Below are 21450 nucleotides of genomic sequence, written 5' to 3'. Positions count from 1 at the left end.
GTGTGACACGTGACCGGCGAGCGATCACCGTCCTGCGCCCGAGGGACCGAACTGCTTACTGCGCGCATTTATCCGCTCACTCCACGCCTCGAACCCTGCCCTCACCGCACCAGCACCCGGTGGGCGGCTCGGGGACCGCCGGGCGGACGACGTCGCACCGCCGGTGTGTGAGGCTGTCGGGGTGAGCAGTGCCCCGGTCCGCTGGCTGCTGATGGCCGGCCACGTCCCGCCGTCCCTGCGCGGCGGGGGCATCGTCCGCTACACCGTGGAGCTGGCCCGCGCCCTGGCCCGGCGCGACGACGTCGAGCTGCACCTGCTCGCCGCCCCTGACGCGGCAGGGGCGCTGGCCGGGATCGCCGGTGCTCCGGAACGGATCGTGACGCTCCCCGCCGTGCCGGAGGCCCTGGTCCCGGCCTACGAGCGCTTCGCGCTGGCGCGGCGCTTGGGCGCGCGCTTCGACGTGGTGCAGGGCACCAAGCACCTGCTGCCCCGCGGGGCGAGAGCGCGGACGGCACTGACCGTGCACGACCTGCTGCTGTTCGACCGGCCCGACGACTTCCCCCTGCCCAAGCGGACCCTGCTCGGCCGGCCCTACGCGGCGTCCCTGCGGCAGGCGGACACCCTCGTCTGCGTCAGCGCGGCCACCCGCGAGCGGCTGCTGCGGTGGGACCCGCGGCTGGCGCCCCGCGCCGCCGTCGCCCCGTTGACCACGAGTCCGCAGCTGCTCGCCAGCACCCCGGTGCCCGTCGACGCGCTGGCCGGCCGGCCGTTCGCGCTCGTCGTCGGCGACGCCTCCCGGCGCAAGAACGTCGCCGCCGCCGTCTCGGCCTGGGCCGAGGTGGTGCGCGAGCGGCCCGACGCCGTCCTGGCTCTGGTGGGCCCGCCGGCCTGGGGCACCGAGGCCTACGGCCCCGACCACGCGAGGCTCCTCGCCGACGGTGCCGTCGTCCAGCTGACCGGCGTCGACGACGGCACGCTGCGCTGGTGCTACGAGCACTGCGCGGTCGTCCTGGCCCCCAGCCTCGCCGAGGGCTTCGGGCTGCCCGCCGTCGAGGCGCTCGACCTGGGAGCGCCGCTGGTGACGTCGCTGGACCCGGCGCTGGTCGAGGTGAGCGGGGACGACGCCGAGCACCTGCCCGCCGACGACGTGCGGGGCTGGGCGGAAACGGTGCTGCGGCACCTCGACCGACCGCGACCGCAGCCACGGGACCGCCGTCGCCGGACGTGGGACGACGTCGCGGAGGAGACGGTGGCCGCGGTCGTCGGCCGGCGACCGGTCAGCGGGAGCTGAGGACCTTCGCGACGACGTCGGCCATCGCACGGCGGAAGTGGGCGCGCGAGAACGACTCGGCGTGCCGGCGGGTGCTGCCGGGCTCGTGGGCGGACGGGTCGAAGGAGGCCAGCGCCTGCGCCCAGACGTCCACCTCGTCGGCGGCCGGGACCAGCGGCACGAGCTCGCCGGTGACCCCGGGGACGACCGAGTCCTGCGCTCCCCCGGCGTCGACGGCCACCACCGGCGCACCGCAGGCCTGGGCCTCGACCGGGACGATGCCGAAGTCCTCGACCCCCGGCATGAGCAGGGCGCGGCAGCGCCGGAACAGGTCGCGCAGGCCGTCGTCGTCGACCCGGCCGACGAAGGTGGTGTCCGGGCCGGCCAGTGCCTCGACCTCCGCCCGCGCACGGCCGTCGCCGGCGACGACCAGCCGGACACCGGCCTGCCTGGCGGCCCAGACGGCCAGGTCGGGCCGCTTGTAGGGGACGAGGCGGCCGGCGAGGAGGAAGAAGTCCTCGCGGGGCACGTCGGGGTCGGGGCGGTAGTACTCGGTGTCCACCGGCGGGTGGACGACGACGGAGTCGCGGCCCCACCAGTCCCGGATCCGGCCCGCGACGGCGCGTGAGTTGGCCACGAGCGTGTGCACGCGGGCAGCGGCGCGCAGATCGACCGGCCGGTAGGCGGCGGAGAACGCGGCCAGCCCCGCGGCGCCGAGCCGGCCACCGGCCTCGTTGGCCCGCATCGCCGGGTCCCACACCCAGCGGGCCGGGCTGTGCACGTAGGCGACCACCGGCGCCGTCGTGGCGTGGACGACCTGGGTGGCGAAGGCGTGGTGGGAGGCGATGACGACGTCGGACGGCGGTACGGGCAGCCGGCGCATCGCGACCGGGAGCGCGGGGAGGAGGTGCGCGTAGGTGGTGCCGCGGAGCAGGCGGCTGAGGCGGGTGCCGCGGACGCGGGGCTCGATGTCCGCCGGCAGCACGCCCGGCCGGGCGACCGGGGCGAGGATCGGGGCGCCGGGCCACTCACGGGCCAGTTGCTCGACCACCATCTCCGAGCCGGCGTACTCGGTGAAGCGCTCGTGCACGAGCGTCACGCGCGGGTCAGTGTCTCCACGGCTGTCCGGCACCCGGACATGATGCCGGTCGACACCGGCGGCCGCTCACCTGCGGCGCGACGCCGGTCACCGGCCTGCGTCCCCCACGACGGTCAGGTGGTCACCGGCCCCGTCGGGGCCTGCGACCCCGGCCGCCCGGAGGAAGCGGGTCAGGAGGGGCAGCAGGGCCTCGGAGATGAGGTCACCCACCTCCTGGTGCACCTCGAGCGGCCCGTCGACGGGATCCCGCACGTCGTCGGCGGGCCCGCCGCGGCGGCGGGAACGGGCCGCGTGCAACCGGCGGACCAGCGACCGCTGAGCCTCTCCCGCGTCCGGTCCTGACGGGGGGAGGTCGTCGGTGACGGACCCGAGCAGGTCCCGGGCCTCGAGGAGCGTGAAGGTCCGGGACAGTCCGCGGGGGTCCAGGGCCAGGACCTCCTGCCGGTGTGCGCGGGTCAGGGTCAGGGTCAGGTCGGCGGCGACCAGCAGCTCGCGCGTCACCTGTCGAGCACGGAAGTCGGCGGGGTCACCGCCGAGGCCGCGCAGCACCTCGGCGCTGTGGGGGTGCATCCCCGACCCGACCACCGCCCGCGTACCCGCACTGCCGATCCCGAGGTCCGCGGCCTCGGCACCCGCCGTCTCGTCGAGGAAGGCACGGCCGAGCCGCTCCGCGAGCGGCGACCGGCAGATGTTCCCCGTGCAGACCACCAGGATGCCGAAGGGGCGCCCCGGCGAGGTGTCGGTGGGGCTCCCGTCGGACCTCACGGCGCCGGCACCCGAGGGGTCACCGGTCCCGTCGGCACGTGTCCGGACGACGAGCCCACGTCAGGCCTTGTGCCGAGCCGGCCGAGCGCCGTCGTACCCGTACTCGAGCCCGTAGCCGTGGGTCGCCACGAGCTCGGCCTTGGGCGGCACGATGTTCAGGATCAGACCGAGGACCGTCGCGCCGACCCGCTCCAGCGTCACCCCGACCTGCCGGGCGTGCTCCTTCAGCGTCCTGCCGTACCGCACCGAGACCAGGACCCCGTCGACCAGCACGGCCAGCCCGACGGAGTCCGCCACCGGCAGGACCGGCGGGGTGTCGATCAGGACGAAGTCGTTGTCGCCCCTCAGCTTCTCGAGCAGTGCGGCCATCTGGGTGGACGCCAGCAGCTCGCCGGGGTTCGGGGGGAGGGGCCCGGCTCCGATGACCGACAGCCCGCTGTCCCCGTACTGCTGGACGACGTCCTCGACGTCGGCGGTGCCCGCCAGGACGTTGGTGAGGCCGACGCCGCTCACCAGGCCCAGGTACCGCGTCACCTTGGGACGTCGGAGGTCGGCCTCGATCACCGTGACCCGGCGCCCGCTGTCGGCGAGGGCCAGACCGAGGTTGACCGCCGCGGTGGTCTTCCCCTCGCCCGGCGCCGGGCTGGTGATCATGATGACCTTCGGCGGCTCGTCCACCTGCAGGAACTGCAGGTTGGTGCGGAGCAGCCGGTAGTCCTCCGCGGCACGCCCGGGGGAGAAGCTGTCCGCGACGTGCCTCGTCTCCAGCGAGGCGTCCTTCAGGACGGTCCCGATCACCGGTGCCCCGACCAGCTCCGCGGCCTGGTCGGGGACCTTGACGGTCCGGTCCATGCGCCGGCGTGCGACGGCGGCCAGCACTCCGAGGACCAGGCCCAGCACGATCCCGAGCGCCGTGTACCGGAACCTGTCCGGTGAACTGGGCGCGGTGGGCAGCTGGGGTGCGTCGGTCACGGTGACCCGGACCAGCGGCTCACCACCGGCGACCGGCGCCTCGATGTCCGAGACCAGCCCCGGGAACTCCTGCCCGACCGCCTCGGCGACGGCCTGCGCCCGCTCGGGGCGCGGGTCGGTGACGCTCACGTCGATCAGGACCGTGCCGGGGACCGCCGCGGCCGTGATGCTGTCCTGCACCTCACCCTCGGTCGTGTCGACGTCGAGCCGTTCGACGATCCGGCCGGCCAGGTCCCTGCCGGTGAGGAGCCGGGCGTAGGACTGCACGCGGGCCTCGGAGAACTCACGGCCCTGGACCGCGTCCAGGGTGGAGGAGGCCGCGGTGGTCGACACGAAGAGCTGGGTCGACGACGTGTACAGCGGCGTCTGCACCAGCGCGAGGACCAGTGCCAGCACGGCCCCGGCGACGGCTCCGAGGGGGAGCAGCCACCACGTGGCGCGTACGGCGTCCAGCACCTCTCGCAGGTTCATGGGGTCCTGTCTCTCCGGCGACATGCTCAGGCCGTCCTCCCGGGCGGCCTGCCGTGACCCTAGGTGACGTCGAGCGTGAGGACCGCTGACGCGGGAAGGCCTACCCACAAGGGAGGACGACCTCGGCAGCGGTGCCCGGAGGACCCGCCCCCATGGTGGCACTCGCGCGCCGGGCGCGTGGGCGCCGCCCGCTGACAGCGGTGAGGATGGGCGCGTGAACGGGGGATCCGGTCGTCGCCTGGCCGTGCGCGGGGACGACACGACAGCGCCGGCCGAGGGCGTCACCGACAGCGGTGACGCCGGCGGCCTGCTGACCCCGTCGGCTCTGCTGGGTGCCGCCGTGGCAGTGGTCCTGGTCCTGCCCTGGTCGCTGCGGACGTCACCGGCCCACGCCGTCCTGTCCGCACTGCAGGTGGCCGTCGCCGGCGCCGGCATCGCCCGGAGCACCCACCCCGGCCTGCGCCCGGTGGCGCTGGTGACCTTCGTCTTCACCTTCGCCTGGCTGGGGATCGCTCCCGCCTACCAGCTCGCCACCGGGGACGCGGCCTGGGGCGACGACGCCGTCCTCGTCGGTCCGTACACCACCGAGGCGCTCGTGCTCCTCGTGCTGGCCACCACGACGCTGTACGTGGCCTTCTTCCGGCCGGGCAGGGACCGTCCCGTCCCGGCCGGACACGCCGAGGTGGACGAACCGCCGCGCTGGGTCTGCGCCGGCTACGTCCTGGCCTGTCTGGTGCTCACCCCCGGAGCGGTCGCCGCGGCGGGCGGGGTGGGCGGACTCTTCAGCAGCCGGTCCGCCCGCGGTGAGGCGCTCGGCTCCGCCGGCATCTCGCTCGCGCAGTCCGGGGGCCTCGCCGTCGCGCTGGTCGGCATCCTCCCGGGCGCGCTCGCCACGGCGGCCGCCTACCTGACCCTGATCAGGGTGCTGGCCCAGGTCCGGCGGTCCGGCTGGGGAGACGTCGACGCGGTCGACGCCGTCCTCCTGGCGGCGGGGCTGGCGCTCGTGGTGCTGTTCGCCAACCCCCTCGTCAACACGCGGGCGCTCAGCGCCGCGGCGCTCGGCTCGCTGGTCCTCCTGGTCCTGCGTCCGCGGTCGGGCCCGGCAGCCCGGTGGATGGCCGTCGCCCTGCTGATGGCCACGCTGGTGGCCTACCCGGCGGCGAACGCCTTCCGCGGCACGACGACGAACACCGCCGGCCCGGAGGGCCTGGAGTTCCTGGCCGGGATCGACTTCGACGGGTTCCAGCAGGCGATCAACGCCCTGCAGTACGTCGACGAGCGCGGGCACTCGTGGGGCACCTACGCCCTGTCGGGCGTGTTCTACGTCGTCCCCCGCTCGATCTGGGCCGACAAGGAACGGCCCGCCTCCATCGACGTCGCGGAGAACCGGGGCTACGAGTTCACCAACCTCTCGCTGCCCGTCCACAGCGAGCTCTTCGTCGACTTCGGGACCATCGGCATGGTCGTCGCCCTGGCGCTGCTCGCCACCGCCGGCCGCCGCTGCGACCTGGACTGGACGAGGGGTGCACGCACCCGCTGGGCGCTCGCCGCGCCGTACGCGTGCCTCGCCTGCCTGAGCATCATCCGCGGACCCATCGGGGCGAACGCACCGGTGTACCTGACCAACCTCGGGCTGATCGCGGTCGGCCTCCTCCTGGCACGACGATCCGTGGCGCCCGGAGACGCCCCCGTGACCGGCGGCGGTGGGCCGGATCGGTGACCATCGGTCGGGACGGTGCCGATGGGGGCTGCCGTCGGCAGGACCGGAGGGGCACGGGGGTGCAGACCGAGTGACGGCGCGGCTACGACGATCTCGACGGCCCCGGGGCCGGGCACGCTCCTCGGTGACCACCCGGCTGCGCCGCCTGGCGGACAGGGGCTCCCGGCCGGTCTTCTGGCTCGCCCTCCGCCTGGTCCCTCCCCGCCGGCACGCGGTCGTCCACGGGTGGCCGCTCCTCGAGGGGAACGTCGTCGAGCTCCTGCCCCGGCTGAACGAGCGCTATCCGCACGACGTCCACTGGCTGGTCGACGACGATCCCGAGGTGGCCCGCCAGGTCGTCCGGGAGCGCGGGTGGAACCGCGTCCGCGTCGTCGAGAAGTCCGGCCTGACCGCGGTCTGGCTGGCCCTGGGCGCCGAGCTGACCTTCTACACCCACGGTCTCTTCACGGCCGTGGAGCCGCCGGGCAACCGACTGGTCGTGAACCTGTGGCACGGCGACGGGCCCAAGGCGACCGGTGACGCGGAGGACATCCGGTCCACGGTGGTGGTGACCGGCGCCCGCATGTGGCAGCGGTACAAGGCGGAGACGTTCGGTGTGTCCGAGCAGGACGTGGCCTGGACGGGCAACCCGCGCAGCGTGGCGCTCCAACGGCCGGTCACGGACGAGCAGCGGGCGCGGCTCGGCCTCGACCCGGCCGCCGCGCTGGTGCTGTGGCTCCCCACCTTCCGCATCGGCAGCAACCACGAGGGCCGGCACTCGCAGGACGGGGCACCGCTGAGTGCCCGCGCCGAGTTGCGGACGACGCGTCAGGCGATGGGGACACCTGGTGTGCAGGTGGTCGTCAAGCCGCACCCCATGGACCGTGACGACTACTCCTCGCTCGGGGTCGGGGTCCTCACCGACGCCGACCTCCGCCGGGCCGGCGTCGCCCTGTACGAGCTGCTGGGCAGCAGCACGGCCCTGCTGAGCGACACCTCGAGCGCCTGGGTCGACTACGTGGCCCTGGACCGGCCGATCGCCTTCGTCCTCCCGGACGTCGACGAGCTGCGCGAGAACCGGGGGTTCAACGTGCCCGACCTGATCTCGATCCTCCCCGGCCCGGTCCTCCGGGACGTCGAGGACGTCAACGCGTGGCTCGAGCGCGTGGCCCGGGACCCCTCCGACCCGACCCTGCGCCACGCGGCCGAGCGGGAACGGCTCGGCGTGGCGCCCCTCGGGGACTCGGCGACACGCCTCCTGGACTGGCTCGACGCCTACCAGCGGAGGCGGGGTCGTCGTCCGCTGTTCGGCTCCTCCCCGCCCGCGGCCGGAACCGAGACGTCCGACGTCGCCGCCGAGCGGCAGGACCGGGAGCGTGGGGCTCCATGACGGCCGAGCCCCCGCGGACACCGGAGGAGTCCGCCCCGGCTGGCCGGGAGCGGTGGCACCGACGGGACCTGCTCCTGCTCGGCGGTGGGGTCGGTGCGGCCGGCCTCGTCACCGCCGGAGCAGTCGGCCTGGGACGACGGGAGACGGCCGGGCCGGCCGAGCCGGCCGGCCCGGTCGACGTCCGTGACCACGGGGCCACCGGCGACGGGGTGACCGACGACACGGCGGCGCTCCAGGCCGCGGTCGACGGGGCGGCCGGCCGTGTGGTCCGCTTCCCCGCCGGGACCTACCTCGTGTCCCAGCTCCTCCTGCCCAGCGGGACCTCCCTCGACCTCGGGACGGCCGTGCTCCGTCGCCACGCGAACACCGGCGGTGGGGCGGGCGGCACCACGGTGCGCAACGCCGACCTGGAACGCGGGAACTCCGACATCACGATCCTCGGCGGGGTCATCGAGGGGGGCACCGACGCCACCGGACGGCTGCTCGGCTTCCGGAACGCCGAGCGCGTCCACGTGAGCGGTGTGCACCTGCGCAAGGGCGACTCCTCCTTCGTCGACTGGGTGCTCGTCCTGGAGCGGTGCGACGACGTGCACGTCAGCGACGTGCGGATCACGGGCGGACAGGAGATCGGCGAGGACGGACTGCACATCGCGGCCTCCAGCCGCGTCACCGTCGTCAACTGCACCATCGCCAGCGGCGACGACGCACTCTCGCTGGTGCAGGAGTACGAGCAGGACCGCCCGATCCGCGACATCACGGTCAGCAACTGCGTGCTGTCCTCCCGCAGCGCGCACATGATCCGGGTGTCGGTCCTCGACACCGAGACCGAGGGCATCGACGGGGTCGTGCTGACGAACATCGCCGGTCGCGCACCCGAGGAGGGGTCGTTCGGCAACCCGGTCCTCGTCGAGGACCAGAGCGGCAGGGCACTGATCCGCCGGGTCACCGTGGACAACGTGGTCGTCGACGCGACGGGCACCGCGGGGACCGCCTGGACCGTGCGCGCCGTCCGGGACTCGAGCTTCCGGGGGATCCGCGTCGTCGGTGCGTCGGACCGGAGCTTCCTCGTGGAGGACGCGCAGGACCTCGTCTTCACCGACTGTCATGCCACCGGTCCGAGACCCGACAACGGCAACCCCGCCTGGAGCCTGCTGGGGTGCAGGGACACCGTGCTCGTCGGCTGTTCGGCATCCGGGGCGCCGGTCCACGGTTTCGACGTCCGCGGTGGGTCGACCGGTGTCCGGCTCGTCGCCTGCACGTCTGTCGACCACGGTGCGTACGGGTTCTTCCTGTCCGACGCACCGGACACGAGCCTGGTGGCCTGCACCGCCCGAGGCGGCGTCGAGGGGATCCACTGCGACACCGGCGCCCCTCCGCAGGGCCTCCTGGTCAGCGGCTGTCGCGTGGTCGGCCAGTCCGGCCAGGCGCTCAACGCGGTGCCGGCGGGGTCGCTCCTGGTCGGGAACCCCGGGGTCGAGGCTCCCGACACCCGACCGCGAGGCGGCGGTGAACCCGCCGTCGGGACGGTGACGGGGCGGCGGAGCGATGCCAGTGCACTGACCTCGCTGCTCTCCGTCCTCGCCGCCCAGGGCCTGATCATCGACGGGACCACCGCGTGAGTCGATCGCCGTCAGGAGCCGATCGGGAGGCCGACGGCCCTCCGTCCGCTCGTCAACCCACGACCGGGATGCACCGCCGACACGAGAGGGGACAGCCCCGATGAGGGTCGTCATCTCCTGCGCCTTCAACGAGAACGCCATCTGGGCGCTCTCCCGTCACGCGTCCTCTCACGGACTGCTGACCCAACGGCTGGTCCCCGCCTGGGACCTGGCGAGCACTGCGGGGCGCCGGGTGGGAGCGGTCCTGGGGTGGGATGCCGCGACCCGCTTCGCCGAACGCAAGGGCGCCAAGGTGGCCGCCTCCCACCTCCCCGAGGACGTCGAGATCAGCCGCGTCACCGAGCTGATCAGGATCGCCGGTGCCCGTGTGCGGACACCCGTGACGCCGCTGCTGGGGCAGTACGCGTGGAAGGCCCAGTTCGACCGCCGCGTCGGCCGGGTCCTCCGGACCGACGGGACGGATGTCGTGATCGGCATGCCCGGGTCGTCGCTCCGGACCTTCGCCAGGCACCCGGGACCCGTACGGGTGTTCCACGCCATCGACACCCATCCCCGTGCCCGGAACGCAGCGCTGCGCCAGGCGTACGGCAGACGGGCGTGGGCCGAGACCTACCCGGAGGTCCTCAGCCGACGGATCGAGGCGGAACTGGAACTGGCCGACGTCGTCCTGGTCCCCTCCGAGGTGGTCCGGACCGGGATGGTCGAGCACGGCGTCGATCCGGCCAAGATCGAGTTGGTCCCGTACGGCGTCGACCTCGACCGCTTCAGAGTCGACCCCGGAGCCGTCGAACGCAGCCCGTCCACCCGCCCCCGGCTCATCTGCGTGGGCCAGATCTCGCTGCGCAAGGGCATCCCGCTGCTGATCGAAGCGGTTCGCGGCCTGGACGTGCAGCTCAGCCTGGTCGGTCAGGTCTTCGACCGTGGGGTGGTCCGCGATCTTCCCGGCAACGTCGACCTGCTGGGGGCCCTGTCCCCGGCCGACCTCGCCCGCGCATACAACCGCCACGACGCGATGGTCCTACCCACGGTCGACGACGCCTGCTCCCTCGTGGTCGCGGAGGCGGCGGCGAGCGGGCTGCGCGTGGTGACGACCAGCGCCAACGGGGCCGGGGAGCTGCTGCCCGCAGGGCACGTGATCGTCGCGCCGGGAGACGTCGTCGAACTGCGCAGGGTCCTGTCGTCGTTGTCGGTCCTCGACGTGGACGAGCGCCGACGGATCTCCGACGAGGTCCGGTCACTGACTGGCAGCCGCATGCGGTCGTGGGCCGGCTACGCCGAGACGGTGTTCGCGAGCCTCGTGCGGCGACTGAGGGGATCGGGGGCGGGACCCGTGGTCGCCTGAGACGTCCGACAGTCAGGCGGAGACCTCAGGCGGCCGCGCCTCGGCCCCTCGGAGGCCGGCGGTGAGTTGGATGGCGACTAGCAGCCAGGCAACGGCTGCAGCGGCCACGAGGGCCCCCACGCTCCCGGCCGTCACGGCGGCGAGGCCGATGGCCGGCAGGCCGGCCACCGCGCCGACGAGGAGGACGCGATAGGCCACCGCTGCCTTCCCCCTCGGTACGAGGAGGACGGTGCCGAGCGCGCGCACCGTGAAGGCCCCGCACGTGACGGCGGCGGCCAGGAAGGCCACCAGCGGGCCGACGTCGACCGTTCCGGCGAAGAGGAACCGGAGGAGCAGGGGCGCCGTGAAGCTGAGGACGGCCAGACAGACGCCGGCGAAGGCCAAGGTCAGGACGACGGCGCCGCTGACCCGCCGCTGCGACGACCGCCCTTCACTGATCCACGCCGTCAGCCCCTGCGTCACGGTGCCCATGACGTTCACCAGCGACTGGCTCAGCCGGTCCACCGCTGCGTAGAGGGGATAGGCCGAAGGCATGACGAGCGCGACCAGCGGGCCTGTGAGATAGGAGTACCCGGCGTCGGCACCTCGTGCCACGACAGCCAGCAGCGGGACCCGGCTCCTCTCGCGCGGCGGACCGGGGACACCGCCCGTCTCCGACTCGACCTCGGCGTCAACGGGCCGGCGGACCAGCGCGGACGCGATGACGAGGGTCGCGAGCATGCCCACGACGAGGGCGGCCGGATAGGTCCAGAGCGGCAGCCAGACCACGAGGGCGATCGCCGCGATGTTGACCACCAGCCGCGGCGCACCCTCGGCGACCAGCGAGCTGCTGGGGCGGCTCACCCCGACGAAGTACCAGGCCGGGGACAGCGCGTTGAGCTGGATCGCGACCGCGCTCAGGACGCAGACCAACGGCATGGCGGGGCGGGCGACGAGGCACAGCGCGACGACGACCGGACCGACCACGAGGACCGCCACGGCACGCTGTCGCACGCTGCTCGCGTACAGGCCGGCACGACGACCCGGCGCCGTCCTCGACACGAGGTGTGGCCCCTCCATCGGCCAGGTCAGGGCGCACACGACGGAGGCGGCCGCCCCGATCGACTGGCCGAGGAGCACGCTGGACCAGCCCGCCTCACCGAACCGGGCGCTGAGGACCGGCAGCACGACGAGGTTCGACAGCAGGGAGACCGCCGGCAGCACCCCGAAGGCGGCGATCCGCCCGATCGGGCGGCGGAGCCTGGCGAGGGGAGCCGGTAGGCGGTCGAGCGACCGCGCGAGGCTCATCGAGCCGCGAGGGCCCGGTAGATCCCGAGGTACCCCGTGGTCATGGCGGACACCGTCAGCGCGGCTCCCCGGGCCCTCGCCGCCAGGGACAGGCGTTGCCGCTCGTCCTCCGAGTCGAGCAGCTGCGAGATCTTCGCGGCGAAGTCGTCCACGTCACCGACACGGGCCAGGTGTCCCACCGTCCCGCCGAGGAGCGCCTCCGGGATGCCGTCGACGTCGCTGGCGACGATGGGGAGCCCCACCTCCAGGGCCTCGAGCAGCACGAGGGGCATCGGGTCGCGGCGCGAGGCGAGCACGAAGACGGTCGCCCCGGGGAGGTACCGCTGGGGCTGGGGGTCGAACCCGACGAAGTGCACGCGGTCGGCCCACGGCTGCCCCCGGAGGCGGTCGGGGAGCTCGGCCCAGTCGACGTGGCCCACGAGGAAGAGGTGCGCCTCGGGGTGGCGCTGGACCACCGAGCCGAACGCCTCGACCAGCACGTCGGCGCCCTTCCGGTGGGACACGGCCCCGACGGTGACGACGGACTTCGGGGGCAGGCTCAGGACCTGGTCGGGCCGCAGCGTCGGTCGGCGGGGCGAGCCGACGGTCCCGTTGAGCACCGTGTGGATCCTCCGACGGGGGATGCCCCGCCGGGCCATCGACTCGGAGACCGCGTTGCTGACCCCGACGACCGCGTCCGCCAGTCCCATCAGCCGGACACCGCGCTGGTACTCGTTGTGCACGGTGGCGACCACGGGGATCCGGCGGCGCCGCGTGCCCAGGTAGGCCAGCACCGTGGGGGTCAACGTGTGCACGTGCACCACGTCGGGGCCCACCTCGTCGAGCACCCGGACGAGGTCCCGGTGGGCACGGACGACCCGTCCCGGCGTCCGGATGCGGAAGTCGACGACGTGGTGGCGGACCCCTTCGTCGGTGAGCAGGCCGACGAAGGTGCTGTCCTCCGATCCGCCGGCCGAGGCGACGGCCACGTCGTGGCCCTGTCGGCTCTGCTCGACGGCCAGGTCCACGGCGACGTTGGAGATGCCGTTGCCGGCCCGGGTGACGTTGTTGACGACGTGCAGGATCCTCATGCCCCACCTACCGGGGCCCACCGGACGGCCTCGCTCAGGGCGTCCTCCCGACGGGCGTCGACGACGGCCCCCGTCCAGGTCGACGCCAGGACGTCCACGGCGATCTCCGCGACCGCGCGGGGCGCCATCAACGTCCCCTCGCGCTCCTCCCCAAAGGCGTTGAGGCGCATCGGCGTCGCCGTCCGCTCCGGGTTGACGCAGTTCACGCGGATGCCGTCGGCCGCCCACTCGTCCGCGAGCGCCTGGGTCAGGTTCACCACCGCCGCCTTGGCGGAGGAGTAGAGGCTGTACCCGCCCCGTCCCCGGGTGTGGGAGCTCGACGTGAAGGACAGCAGGGACCCCCGGGTCTTCCGGAGGTGCGGGTGGAAGGTCTGGGCGATGTAGACGGGACCGAGGTAGTTGATCTCCGTCGCGGCCTGGACGACGTCGTCGGTGGCGTCCACGAGGTCCCCCCGGGGCAGGACGCCGGCTGCGTTGACCACGTGGTCGATCCGGCCGGTCTCGGCGACCGCCCGCTCACAGGCCGCGATGACGTCCTCCCTCCGCTCCACGTGGGTGCGGGTGGTGGAACGGCTGAACACCAGGACGGTGGCCCCGTACCCGCGGGCGAGCTCGGCGACGTCGCGCCCGATCCCGTAGGAGCCGCCGAAGACGACGACGGTCCGGCCGGAGAGCACCGCCTCGAGCTGCTCCGGCGAACGGCGCGCCGGCGCCTCGTGGCTCTGGACCTGGAACAGCCGGTCGGCGAGGTACACGTCGATCGGCTCGGTCACCTTCATGTTCCGGTCCTCGCCACGGACGACGACGATGGGGACGTCGGGCAGGTAGCGCAACACGACCGTGCAGTCGTCGGTGGCCTCGAAGTCCGGGTCCTGCGCCGCCAGCTGGTACGCCCGACGGATGACCGACAGGCGGAACCCCTGCGGGGTTTGCCCCCGTCGCAACAGCGGCCGCGGGAGGACGTTCTCGAGCCGGCTCCCCGTCGCCGCGTCGACCTGGATCACCGTGTCGGCCGACGGGATGGCCGTGTCGACGGCCTCGTGGTCGACCAGCGCGGCGACGCAGTCGGCGATGATCCGCTGGCTGACCAGCGGGCGGACGGCGTCGTGCAGGAGGACGTTGCACTCCTCGTCCCCGAGCGCCTCGATGGCGCGCCTGGTCGTCGCGTTGCGGGTCCTCCCGCCTTCGAGCAGGCGGGTCACCTTCGCGTACGTGCCGTTCCGCAGCAGGTCCCGCACCGGGTCGAGGTGGCCCGGCGCCATCATCACGACGATCTCGTCGACCTGCGGGGCGGCGTCGAGAGCGGCGATGGTGTGTTCGATGATCGGCTTGCCCGCCACCTGCAGCAGCTGCTTGGGCGTCGACAAGCCCACCCGCGTGCCGGTACCCCCCGCGAGCACCACGGCGACGGTCCTCAGTGACGCCACGGGGCCACCCTAAGCAGGTCGGGTCGGGTTCCGCGGACCAGCGAGTCGACGCAGACCCGAAGGAGGGGGTTCCCCCAGCCCGAGGACCACGAGGCGTGAGCGAACGGCCCCGATCAGTACTGTTTCCCGTGCAGCGGGCCCCGGAGGACGTTCTCCACCTGGTTCGTGGCCAGCCGCTTCACCCGGTTCGGGAGGCTGTCGTAGACCCGGTCGGCGTGCGTGCCGGAACGGCCGTACCACGCAGGCTGCGCACGGAAGCGGAGGAGCTGAGCGCCCTCGCCGAGCGCCGTGAGCACCCGCCGCATGAGCACCTTCTCGATGAAGACCTCGGCGCGGTCGTCCACGTGCCGCCCGGCGTCCCGGAAGTGGTCGTGCCACAGGCCCGCGGTCGCGCCGAAGAAGCGGGTGTCCATCTGCCGCAGGTTCATGCCTACCCGGGCGACCACGGAGTCGGGCGGGAGGGAGTCGGGGACGCACCGGCCGAAGTTCTTGACGAACAGCCGACCCGTGACCTTGTACCAGGCCTCCTCGGGCCCGTCGAAGAAACGGTCGCAGAAGAGGTCCATCATCGCGGCCTCGGTCGCGCCCTTGCCGCGTTCGACGTCTGCCGGGTCGGGTGCGGGTGCGTCGACCAGGCACAGGTGCCCGGGGACGGTGCCGACCGCATCACGGGTGAGGCGGGTCAGGTCCTCACCGCTGTTCTCCACCAGGACGAGCGTGGCCCCGTGCGCGGCGGCCACCGGCACCCACCGGCGCAACGCCTCGACGTACTGCCCGCGCCTGGCCCCTGGGTCCCGGATGTGCAGGTCCCACGTGACCTGGGGGGTCACCGTCGCCGTCAGGAGGATCTTCACGCCCGGACCACCACGTGCGGACCGTAACCCGACGCGCGCCGGCCCGTGCACGCTCCCTCGTGAGGGCCCGCGGGTCCCTAGGGATAGAGCGCCTGCAGCACCCGCCGGTGTCCCTGTGACGAGTATCGGGCGTGCGACCAGGCGTGCGCCCGGGCGGCGACCTCGAGCGCCGGCCCCGGATCGGTCAGGACACGGGCGACCGCGGAGGCGAACGCCGCGGCGTCGTCCTCGACGGCCACGAACACGTCCTGACCCTCGATGCCCTCCGCTCCCACGGTCGTCGCCACCACCGGGACGCCCCAGAGCATGGCGACCACGCCCTTGAGCTTGACACCCGCACCCAGCCGCATCGGGGAGACCGCGACGGACGCTCTCCGGTAGCAGGGCGCCAGCGACTCGACCTGCCCCGTGAGCTCGACCCCCGCGACCGCCTCCGCCTGCCGGCGTAGCGCGGCCGTGGGGTTCGCCCCCGCGATGGTGAGCCTCGCTCCGGGAACCCGGTCCCTCACCCGGGGCCACACCTCCCGGAGCAACCAGGACGCTGCGTCGGTGTTCTCGGGGCGCCACATGGCCCCGACGAACAGCACCTCCGGGATGGCCGGCGGCCTCTCCCGTGGGGACGCGGGCATGTCCGGCTCGTCCAGCGCCGGTGGCAGGACCACCACGCGGTCCCCGGCTCCTCGCCGCTCCAGCAGCACCCGGTCCTTGTCGCTCAGGACCACCGCGGTGCGCAGGGCCCGCACCGCCCGCCACTCCAGCGGCACGGACAGGACCAGCCGGACCAGGGCCAGCAGCCGACGGCTGACCGGCGCCCCGGAACTGGTGAGCATCCGCAGGTGCCCCTGGGAGACCACGTCGTGGAACACCCCGGTCAGCGGCGTGCCCGGCAGGGCGCGGCGCAGGCGGGGTGCCAGCACGACCATGTCGAACCACTGCAGCTCGATGCGGTCGGCCCGCTGCAGCAGCGCCCTCAGGTCCGGGTCCCCGAGGAGGGCGCGCAGGAACGGACCGCGCGTCAGGAAGGGCAGCGCTCTGGTGGCCAGGGTCCGCCTGTCCTGACGGCGCCGGCGTGACGGCGGGGTGACGACGACCCGACGGTAGGAACCCCGCGCCGGCCGCTGCAGCGCTGCCTCGTTCGCCGGTGTCCACGGGCAGACGACGGTCAGCCCGTGGGACTCCGAGAGCAGCTGGGCGTGCCGGCCGTAGAACTCACCGCCCGCGTGCGGGATCCCGTCGTAGGGCGCGTGCGTCGAGATGCTGACGACCTCCACGGGGGCCACCTTCTCCTGCCCGGCCGCTCCGGGCAGCCCCGGACCGGGTCCGGCTGCCGTCCGCGGCTCCCGGTCCGTCGACCGGGGGACGCCGCACCGTCGTCGCCCCCGGTCTGGTTGCCGGTCGACCCCGGGGCTGCGAGCCTGCCCCGATGACCGGAGCCCCCACCGTGGTCGCGGCACCGCTCAGGACCGGACGGCCGTCGTGCGCGTGACCTACGTGCTGGACTCGACCGTCTGGGGCGGGGCCGAGACCTACGTCGCGCGCCTCGTGCGGGAGCTCGTCGGCCGGGTGCGGCCCGTGGTGGTCACCCCGCGGCCGGTGCCCCAGCGTCTCCTCGACGCCCTGCCGGCCGGGACGGAGCTGCACACGGTCGACGGGGTCGGCCGCAAGGCCGATCTCCGGGGCCTGGCCCGGCTGGTGGCGGCGGTGCGGGCGACCGAGCCCGACGTCGTCCACGTCAACCAGTCCACCCCCGTGAACAACCGCTACGGCCTCCTCGCCGCCCGGCTGAGCGGAGCCGTCCCCCTCGCCACCGTGCACTCCCCCGAACCGGTGCGGAGCCGGACGCAGGTACGGCTGCTGCCGCTGCTGTACCGGGGCGTGCACACGGTGGTCGCCGTCTCGGACCAGACCCGCGACATCCTGGTGGACAGCCTCCGCGTCCCTCCGGCCCGGGTCCGGGTCGCCCTCAACGGGGTGCCGGTGCCGGACGTGCCGCCGGGGCGCCCCGACGCCGGAGGCGACGGGATCCGTGTCGGCAGCCTCGGCCGCCTGGTCAAGGAGAAGGCCTTCGACGTCCTCGTGGACGCCTTCGCGCTCGTCGACCACCGGGATCCGCCGGTCCACCTCCGGATCGGAGGGGAGGGACCGGAACGCGCCGAGCTGGAGTCCCGCGCACGGGGCCTCCCCGTGTCCTTCGTCGGCGACGTCGTCGACACGGCCGCCTTCCTGCAGGAGCTCGGCGTGTTCTGCCTGTCCTCACGCCGGGAGGGCCTCCCCTTCGCCCTCCTGGAGGCGATGGCGCTGGGGATCCCCTGCATCGCCACCGACGTCGGTCAGGTGCGCAGCGCCCTCGGTGAGGCCGTCCTCGTCGTGCCCCCCGAGCAGCCACACGCGCTTGCCGAGGCCCTCCGGCACCTGCTCGACGACCCGGCTGCCCGGACCTCCCTGGGGGCACGGGGCCGCGCTCTCGTCGAAGAACGCCACGACGTGCGGCTGATGGCCACCTCGATGCTGGAGCTGTACGAGACCGCGGTGACCCGGCCGCACCGTGGCGGCCTCCGGAGCCGGCGGCCGTGACCGCGGAACCACTCGTGTCGGTGGTCATGCCGGTCCGGGACGGCGCCCGGTACCTGGACGAGGCGATCGCCAGCGTGCTGTCCCAGACCCTGCGAGAGCTCGAGCTGGTCGTCGTCGACGACGGCTCGTCGGACGCGACGCCGGGCATCCTGCACGCCTGGCAGGAACGCGATCCCCGCGTCCGCGCCCACCGCCGCAACGAGCCGGGGGGTGTCGCCAGAGCCCTGAGGGAGGGGGTGGACCTGGCCGCGGCCCCGTACCTGGCCCGCCTCGACGCCGACGACCGCGCGGCACCGGACCGGCTGCGTCGTCAGCTCGAGGCCTTCCGTGCCCGCCCCGCCCTCGGCCTCCTCGGGACGGGGGCGCGCTACGTCGACGACGCGGGACGGGTCTTCCGCGTCGAGGTCGCACCGTCCGGGCCGGCCGTGGCCCGGGAGCTCCGCCACGGCAACGTCTTCTTCCACCCCAGCGTCGTGATGCGCCGGTCGGCATACGACACCGCCGGCGGCTACCGGCCCCAGCTGGAGCCGGCGGAGGACCTCGACCTCTGGCTGCGCATCGCGGAGCACTCCGAGGTCGACAACCTCCCCGAGCCGCTCATCGACTACCGCGTCCACGGTGCGCAGTCCGGCTTCGTCGCCCTGCGGGCACAGGCGACGGCGTCGGCCGCGGCGCTGTGGGCGGCGTCCGTGCGCGCCACCGGCGCTCCCGACCCCGCCGAGGACCTCGAGCGCATCGACGAGGCGCTGCTCGTCGCGCACGGCGTCGGCGTACCCGACCTGCGACGGCGTCACCTGGACGCGTACTCCTGGGCGGCGGAGACCTACGAGCGCGCGGGGTACTCCGGGATCGCGTCGTCGTGCTGGCGAGCCGCCCGGGTCGAGGCTGCCGCCCTCGGCCGTGCGGAGGAGGGCCGGCTGCTCCTCCGGCGCGGGAGCTTCCGGCGCTCGCTGGGGCGGCGGACGGCGGGACTCCTCGACCGTGCACGGGCAGCGGTGGTCGCGCCGGAGCTGCTGGTGCCGCAGTCCCTGCGTCACCGGGTGGGCGGGAACCCGGCCGGTCGATGACCCCCGGCGGCAGCGGTGCGGCCGGAGCGGGCCCGCGCCCCAGGGCCGACGCGGACACACCGGCCGACCGTCCTCGTTTGCCCCGTGCCGTCAGGGCTGCGACCCTGCCCCCCGTGAGCAGGACGGACACCGCTGCGTCAGCCCCTGCCGGCGTGACGGTGTCCTCGCCCGACCCGGCCCGTGGGGCGTCCGCCGCGGGACCAGCCCGGTGACCGACTGGCTCTCCCACCTCCGCGCACCGGCACCCGCGGCACCCGTCGACCCCGGACCCCTGCCGACCCTCTCGGTGCTGATCCCGGCCTACAACGCCGCCGACACCATCGGGGAGGCGCTCGAGTCGGTGCTGACCCAGCTGCCCGCTCCCCTGGAGGTGGTCGTCAGCGACGACGGGTCCGAGGACGACCTGACCGGCGTCCTCGCCGGGTTCGGCGAGCGCGTCCGGGTCGTCCGCGGACCGAACCGGGGGCTGGCGACCGCCCGGAACCGCGCGGCGGCCGCGGCCCGGGGCGAGCTCCTCGGCCTCCTCGACGCCGACGACGTGTGGCTGCCCGGACGGGCCGCGGCGCTCACCGAGGCCGCGGCGGCACGCCCCGACCTGAGCATCGTCACCACCGACGCCTGGGTCACGCAGGACGGTCGGCCCGATCCGGCCAGCTACTACGGGCTGCGGCACTTCGAGGTGGACGACCAGGAGGAGTACATCCTCCGGGAGAACTTCGTCTTCGGGGCCGGCGCGGTCCGCGCGCGGGCACTGGCCGAGGTCGGCGGCTACGACCCCGTAGCCCGGTGGGCCGAGGACTGGGACCTCTGGCTGCGCCTCATCCACCGCGGGCACCGCGCCGGGATGGTGGACGTGCCGCTCTACGAGTACCGGAGGCGCACCGGCAGCCTCAGCAACCGCAAGGTCGACCTCGCCCTCGGCGTCCTCGCGGTCCTGGAGCGGGCCCGGCCGCTCCTCTCCGACGAGCGGCACGCCGCCGTCCTCGCCCGGACCGAGAGGGAGTGGCGGGTGTCGGCGGCGAGGTTCGCCAGGCAGTCCCGGGACCCCCGCCGCCGGCGCCTCGTGCTCGCTGCCCTCCGCACGAAGGACCAGCCCCTGGGCGCCCGCGCGCTGTCCCTGGCCTACGGGGTCGTCCCCTCGAGGATCCGGCGGCGGCCACGGTGAACCGGGCGAGAGCGGCGTGGATCGTCCGGCACCCCGTCGCGGCCGCCGGACGGCTGATGCGCCGGCTCGACAGGGACCCCGGTCTCCCCGTGGGGCGCACCGCCCGGACCAGGAGGCTGCTGCGCGCGGTGCTCCGCGACCGGGGGCGGCCGCTGGTCGTCGGCCCGCCGCACGTCGTCCGTCAGGCCCTCCCGGGCACCGCGCTCGACGTGGTGGGCACCAACCCGGACGACCCGAGCGTCACCGTGGTCTCGCGAGCCGAGGGCGCAGCCAGCCTGCCCAGGCGGTGGCACTGCGTCGTCGTCACGGACACCGACCCGACCCACGACCGGCTGGTCGCGGCCGGCGGCGCGTGTCTCCCGGGCGGGGTCGTGGTGGTCGTCGGGCGCCCGCCGGGGGAGCCCGCAGCTGCCCCCGGCACGGAGATCGAGCACTGCACGGGCTCCCGGGGTGTCCGCGTGGTCGTGGGCCGGGTGCCCGGATGAGCGTGATCCTCATGTACCACCGGGTGGCCGACATCCCGCACGACCCCTTCGAGCTCGCCGTCCACCCGGACAGGTTCGCCGCCCACGTCGAGCACCTGTCCTCCCTGCGCAGGACCGTGCCGGTCGAGGACGTCACCGCGCGCCACTCGGCGGGAGGCATTGCGGTCACCTTCGACGACGGCTACGCCGACAACGCGACCGTGGCCGCGCCGATGCTGGCCGCCGCCCAGCTGCCCGCCACCTGGTTCATCACCGCCGGCCGGCTCGGTCAGCGCCGGTTCTGGTGGGACCGCCTCATCGAGGCCCTGCTCGGCCCCCACCCTCTGCGGGACTCCGTCGACGTGCGGATCTCGGGGCGCGACCACTGGCTCGACCTGCGCGGCGCCGACGCCCGGAGGACGGCCATGCGGTTCCTGCACACCCGCCTCCGACCGCTCCCGCCGGAGGAGCTCGAGGCCACCGTCGACGAGCTGGTCGACCGGATGGGCGCTCCCGCGCCGGCTCAGGACGACCTGACGATGACGGTGGAGCAGCTGCGCGAGCTGGCCGCACTCCCCCTGCAGGAGATCGGGGCCCACACCCGGACCCACGTGCAGCTCGGGGGGCAGCCCGAGCACCTGCAGCGCGCGGAGATCCTGGGCTCCGTCGAGGACCTCTCGACCCTCCTGCACCGGCCCGTCCGGACCTTCGCCTATCCCTTCGGCGTCCCGGACGCCGTGGGATCACGGGCACCGCGGCTCGTCGAGGAGGCCGGCTGCGTCCTGGCGTGCACCACCTCACCGGGGGTCGTCGGACGCCGCAGCCGTCCTCACCTCCTCCCCCGTCTCCACGTGCGCGACTGGGAGGGTGACGAGTTCGCCGCCCGGATCTCGCAGACCCTGTCGCGCCGGTAGC

The 21450-nt window shown here is 74.3% G+C and carries 18 protein-coding genes; 10 read left to right on the top strand and 8 right to left on the bottom strand.

Going from position 1 to position 21450, the window contains the following annotated elements; all coding sequences use genetic code 11:
• Window positions 1-181: 181 nt before the first annotated feature.
• Window positions 182-1291 carry a glycosyltransferase family 4 protein gene (locus CHC04_RS20990; protein ID WP_245817582.1) on the top strand — a complete coding sequence of 370 codons (1110 nt, stop codon included), beginning with the start codon at window positions 182-184 and terminating at the stop codon, window positions 1289-1291.
• Here CHC04_RS20990 and CHC04_RS20985 read toward each other — a convergent pair.
• From CHC04_RS20985 to CHC04_RS20975, 3 genes are all read right to left on the bottom strand, one after another.
• Window positions 1278-2369: a glycosyltransferase gene (locus CHC04_RS20985; protein ID WP_217897491.1), complete on the bottom strand. Its 1092-nt coding sequence runs from the start codon at window positions 2367-2369 to the stop codon at window positions 1278-1280. The two genes, CHC04_RS20990 and CHC04_RS20985, sit on opposite strands and share 14 nt — an antisense overlap.
• A gap of 87 nt (window positions 2370-2456) precedes the next feature.
• Complete coding sequence (locus CHC04_RS20980) at window positions 2457-3134, bottom strand: arsenate reductase/protein-tyrosine-phosphatase family protein (RefSeq protein WP_217897490.1); 678 nt, start codon at window positions 3132-3134, stop codon at window positions 2457-2459.
• A 60-nt stretch (window positions 3135-3194) separates the two neighbouring features.
• A complete protein-coding gene (locus tag CHC04_RS20975) occupies window positions 3195-4577 on the bottom strand; it encodes a tyrosine-protein kinase domain-containing protein (protein ID WP_176450130.1) in 1383 nt (460 codons plus the stop codon).
• A 214-nt stretch (window positions 4578-4791) separates the two neighbouring features.
• Between CHC04_RS20975 and CHC04_RS20970 the strand changes: the two genes are divergently transcribed.
• From CHC04_RS20970 to CHC04_RS20955, 4 genes are all read left to right on the top strand, one after another.
• Window positions 4792-6297 carry a hypothetical protein gene (locus CHC04_RS20970; protein WP_176450129.1) on the top strand — a complete coding sequence of 502 codons (1506 nt, stop codon included), beginning with the start codon at window positions 4792-4794 and terminating at the stop codon, window positions 6295-6297.
• 124 nt (window positions 6298-6421) lie between these two features.
• The gene (locus CHC04_RS20965) at window positions 6422-7666 is read left to right on the top strand and encodes a CDP-glycerol glycerophosphotransferase family protein (RefSeq protein WP_176450128.1); all 1245 of its coding nucleotides are present in this window, start codon (window positions 6422-6424) and stop codon (window positions 7664-7666) included.
• The gene (locus CHC04_RS20960; RefSeq protein WP_089405887.1) at window positions 7663-9285 is read left to right on the top strand and encodes a glycosyl hydrolase family 28-related protein; all 1623 of its coding nucleotides are present in this window, start codon (window positions 7663-7665) and stop codon (window positions 9283-9285) included. Before CHC04_RS20965 ends, CHC04_RS20960 begins: the two co-directional genes overlap by 4 nt.
• Before the next feature lie 100 nt (window positions 9286-9385).
• Window positions 9386-10627, top strand: coding sequence for a glycosyltransferase family 4 protein (locus CHC04_RS20955; protein ID WP_089405886.1), 1242 nt, complete (start codon window positions 9386-9388; stop codon window positions 10625-10627).
• A gap of 12 nt (window positions 10628-10639) precedes the next feature.
• Here the strand turns inward: CHC04_RS20955 and CHC04_RS20950 are convergent, their stop codons facing one another.
• The 5 genes from CHC04_RS20950 to CHC04_RS20930 all read right to left on the bottom strand — a co-directional run bounded on the left by CHC04_RS20950 (window position 10640) and on the right by CHC04_RS20930 (window position 16536).
• Window positions 10640-11914, bottom strand: a complete 1275-nt coding sequence (locus CHC04_RS20950; RefSeq protein ID WP_089405885.1) for a hypothetical protein — start codon at window positions 11912-11914, stop codon at window positions 10640-10642.
• Window positions 11911-12984 (bottom strand): glycosyltransferase family 4 protein, encoded by a 1074-nt coding sequence (locus CHC04_RS20945; protein WP_089405884.1) that lies wholly within the window; start codon window positions 12982-12984, stop codon window positions 11911-11913. The genes CHC04_RS20950 and CHC04_RS20945 overlap by 4 nt, the downstream gene beginning before the upstream one ends.
• Complete coding sequence (locus CHC04_RS20940; RefSeq protein ID WP_089405883.1) at window positions 12981-14411, bottom strand: bifunctional cytidylyltransferase/SDR family oxidoreductase; 1431 nt, start codon at window positions 14409-14411, stop codon at window positions 12981-12983. The genes CHC04_RS20945 and CHC04_RS20940 overlap by 4 nt, the downstream gene beginning before the upstream one ends.
• Window positions 14412-14524: 113 nt before the next feature.
• Entirely contained in the window at window positions 14525-15265 is a 741-nt protein-coding gene (locus CHC04_RS20935) for a hypothetical protein (protein ID WP_089405882.1), read from the bottom strand.
• A 77-nt stretch (window positions 15266-15342) separates the two neighbouring features.
• Window positions 15343-16536, bottom strand: a complete 1194-nt coding sequence (locus tag CHC04_RS20930; protein ID WP_141233873.1) for a glycosyltransferase — start codon at window positions 16534-16536, stop codon at window positions 15343-15345.
• Between the two features lie 211 nt (window positions 16537-16747).
• Here CHC04_RS20930 and CHC04_RS20925 point away from each other — a divergent pair, with 211 nt between their 5' ends.
• The 5 genes from CHC04_RS20925 (at window position 16748) to CHC04_RS20905 (ending at window position 21449) form a co-directional block, all read left to right on the top strand.
• The gene (locus CHC04_RS20925) at window positions 16748-17839 is read left to right on the top strand and encodes a glycosyltransferase family 4 protein (protein ID WP_176450127.1); all 1092 of its coding nucleotides are present in this window, start codon (window positions 16748-16750) and stop codon (window positions 17837-17839) included.
• The gene (locus CHC04_RS20920; RefSeq protein WP_089405879.1) at window positions 17836-18906 is read left to right on the top strand and encodes a glycosyltransferase family 2 protein; all 1071 of its coding nucleotides are present in this window, start codon (window positions 17836-17838) and stop codon (window positions 18904-18906) included. The genes CHC04_RS20925 and CHC04_RS20920 overlap by 4 nt, the downstream gene beginning before the upstream one ends.
• A 208-nt stretch (window positions 18907-19114) precedes the next feature.
• Window positions 19115-20071, top strand: coding sequence for a glycosyltransferase family 2 protein (locus tag CHC04_RS24365; RefSeq protein ID WP_176450126.1), 957 nt, complete (start codon window positions 19115-19117; stop codon window positions 20069-20071).
• Window positions 20068-20556: a hypothetical protein gene (locus CHC04_RS20910; protein WP_089405877.1), complete on the top strand. Its 489-nt coding sequence runs from the start codon at window positions 20068-20070 to the stop codon at window positions 20554-20556. The genes CHC04_RS24365 and CHC04_RS20910 overlap by 4 nt, the downstream gene beginning before the upstream one ends.
• The gene (locus tag CHC04_RS20905) at window positions 20553-21449 is read left to right on the top strand and encodes a polysaccharide deacetylase family protein (protein ID WP_089405876.1); all 897 of its coding nucleotides are present in this window, start codon (window positions 20553-20555) and stop codon (window positions 21447-21449) included. Before CHC04_RS20910 ends, CHC04_RS20905 begins: the two co-directional genes overlap by 4 nt.
• Window position 21450 lies beyond the last annotated feature (1 nt).

It is taken from the genome of Geodermatophilus saharensis (genome assembly GCF_900188205.1).
Lineage (GTDB): Bacteria > Actinomycetota > Actinomycetes > Mycobacteriales > Geodermatophilaceae > Geodermatophilus > Geodermatophilus saharensis.
Note: the sequence above shows the minus strand (reverse complement) of the source record. Positions and strands in the feature narration are given on the sequence as shown.

Bases quoted from the DNA above. Each gene is read 5' to 3' on its own strand.
- CHC04_RS20975 (WP_176450130.1), bottom strand. From the start codon at position 4,577: ATGAACCTGCGAGAGGTGCTGGACGCCGTACGCGCCACGTGGTGGCTG.
- CHC04_RS20960 (WP_089405887.1), top strand. From the start codon at position 7,663: ATGACGGCCGAGCCCCCGCGGACACCGGAGGAGTCCGCCCCGGCTGGC.
- CHC04_RS20955 (WP_089405886.1), top strand. From the start codon at position 9,386: ATGAGGGTCGTCATCTCCTGCGCCTTCAACGAGAACGCCATCTGGGCG.
- CHC04_RS20950 (WP_089405885.1), bottom strand. From the start codon at position 11,914: ATGAGCCTCGCGCGGTCGCTCGACCGCCTACCGGCTCCCCTCGCCAGG.
- CHC04_RS20945 (WP_089405884.1), bottom strand. From the start codon at position 12,984: ATGAGGATCCTGCACGTCGTCAACAACGTCACCCGGGCCGGCAACGGC.
- CHC04_RS20905 (WP_089405876.1), top strand. From the start codon at position 20,553: ATGAGCGTGATCCTCATGTACCACCGGGTGGCCGACATCCCGCACGAC.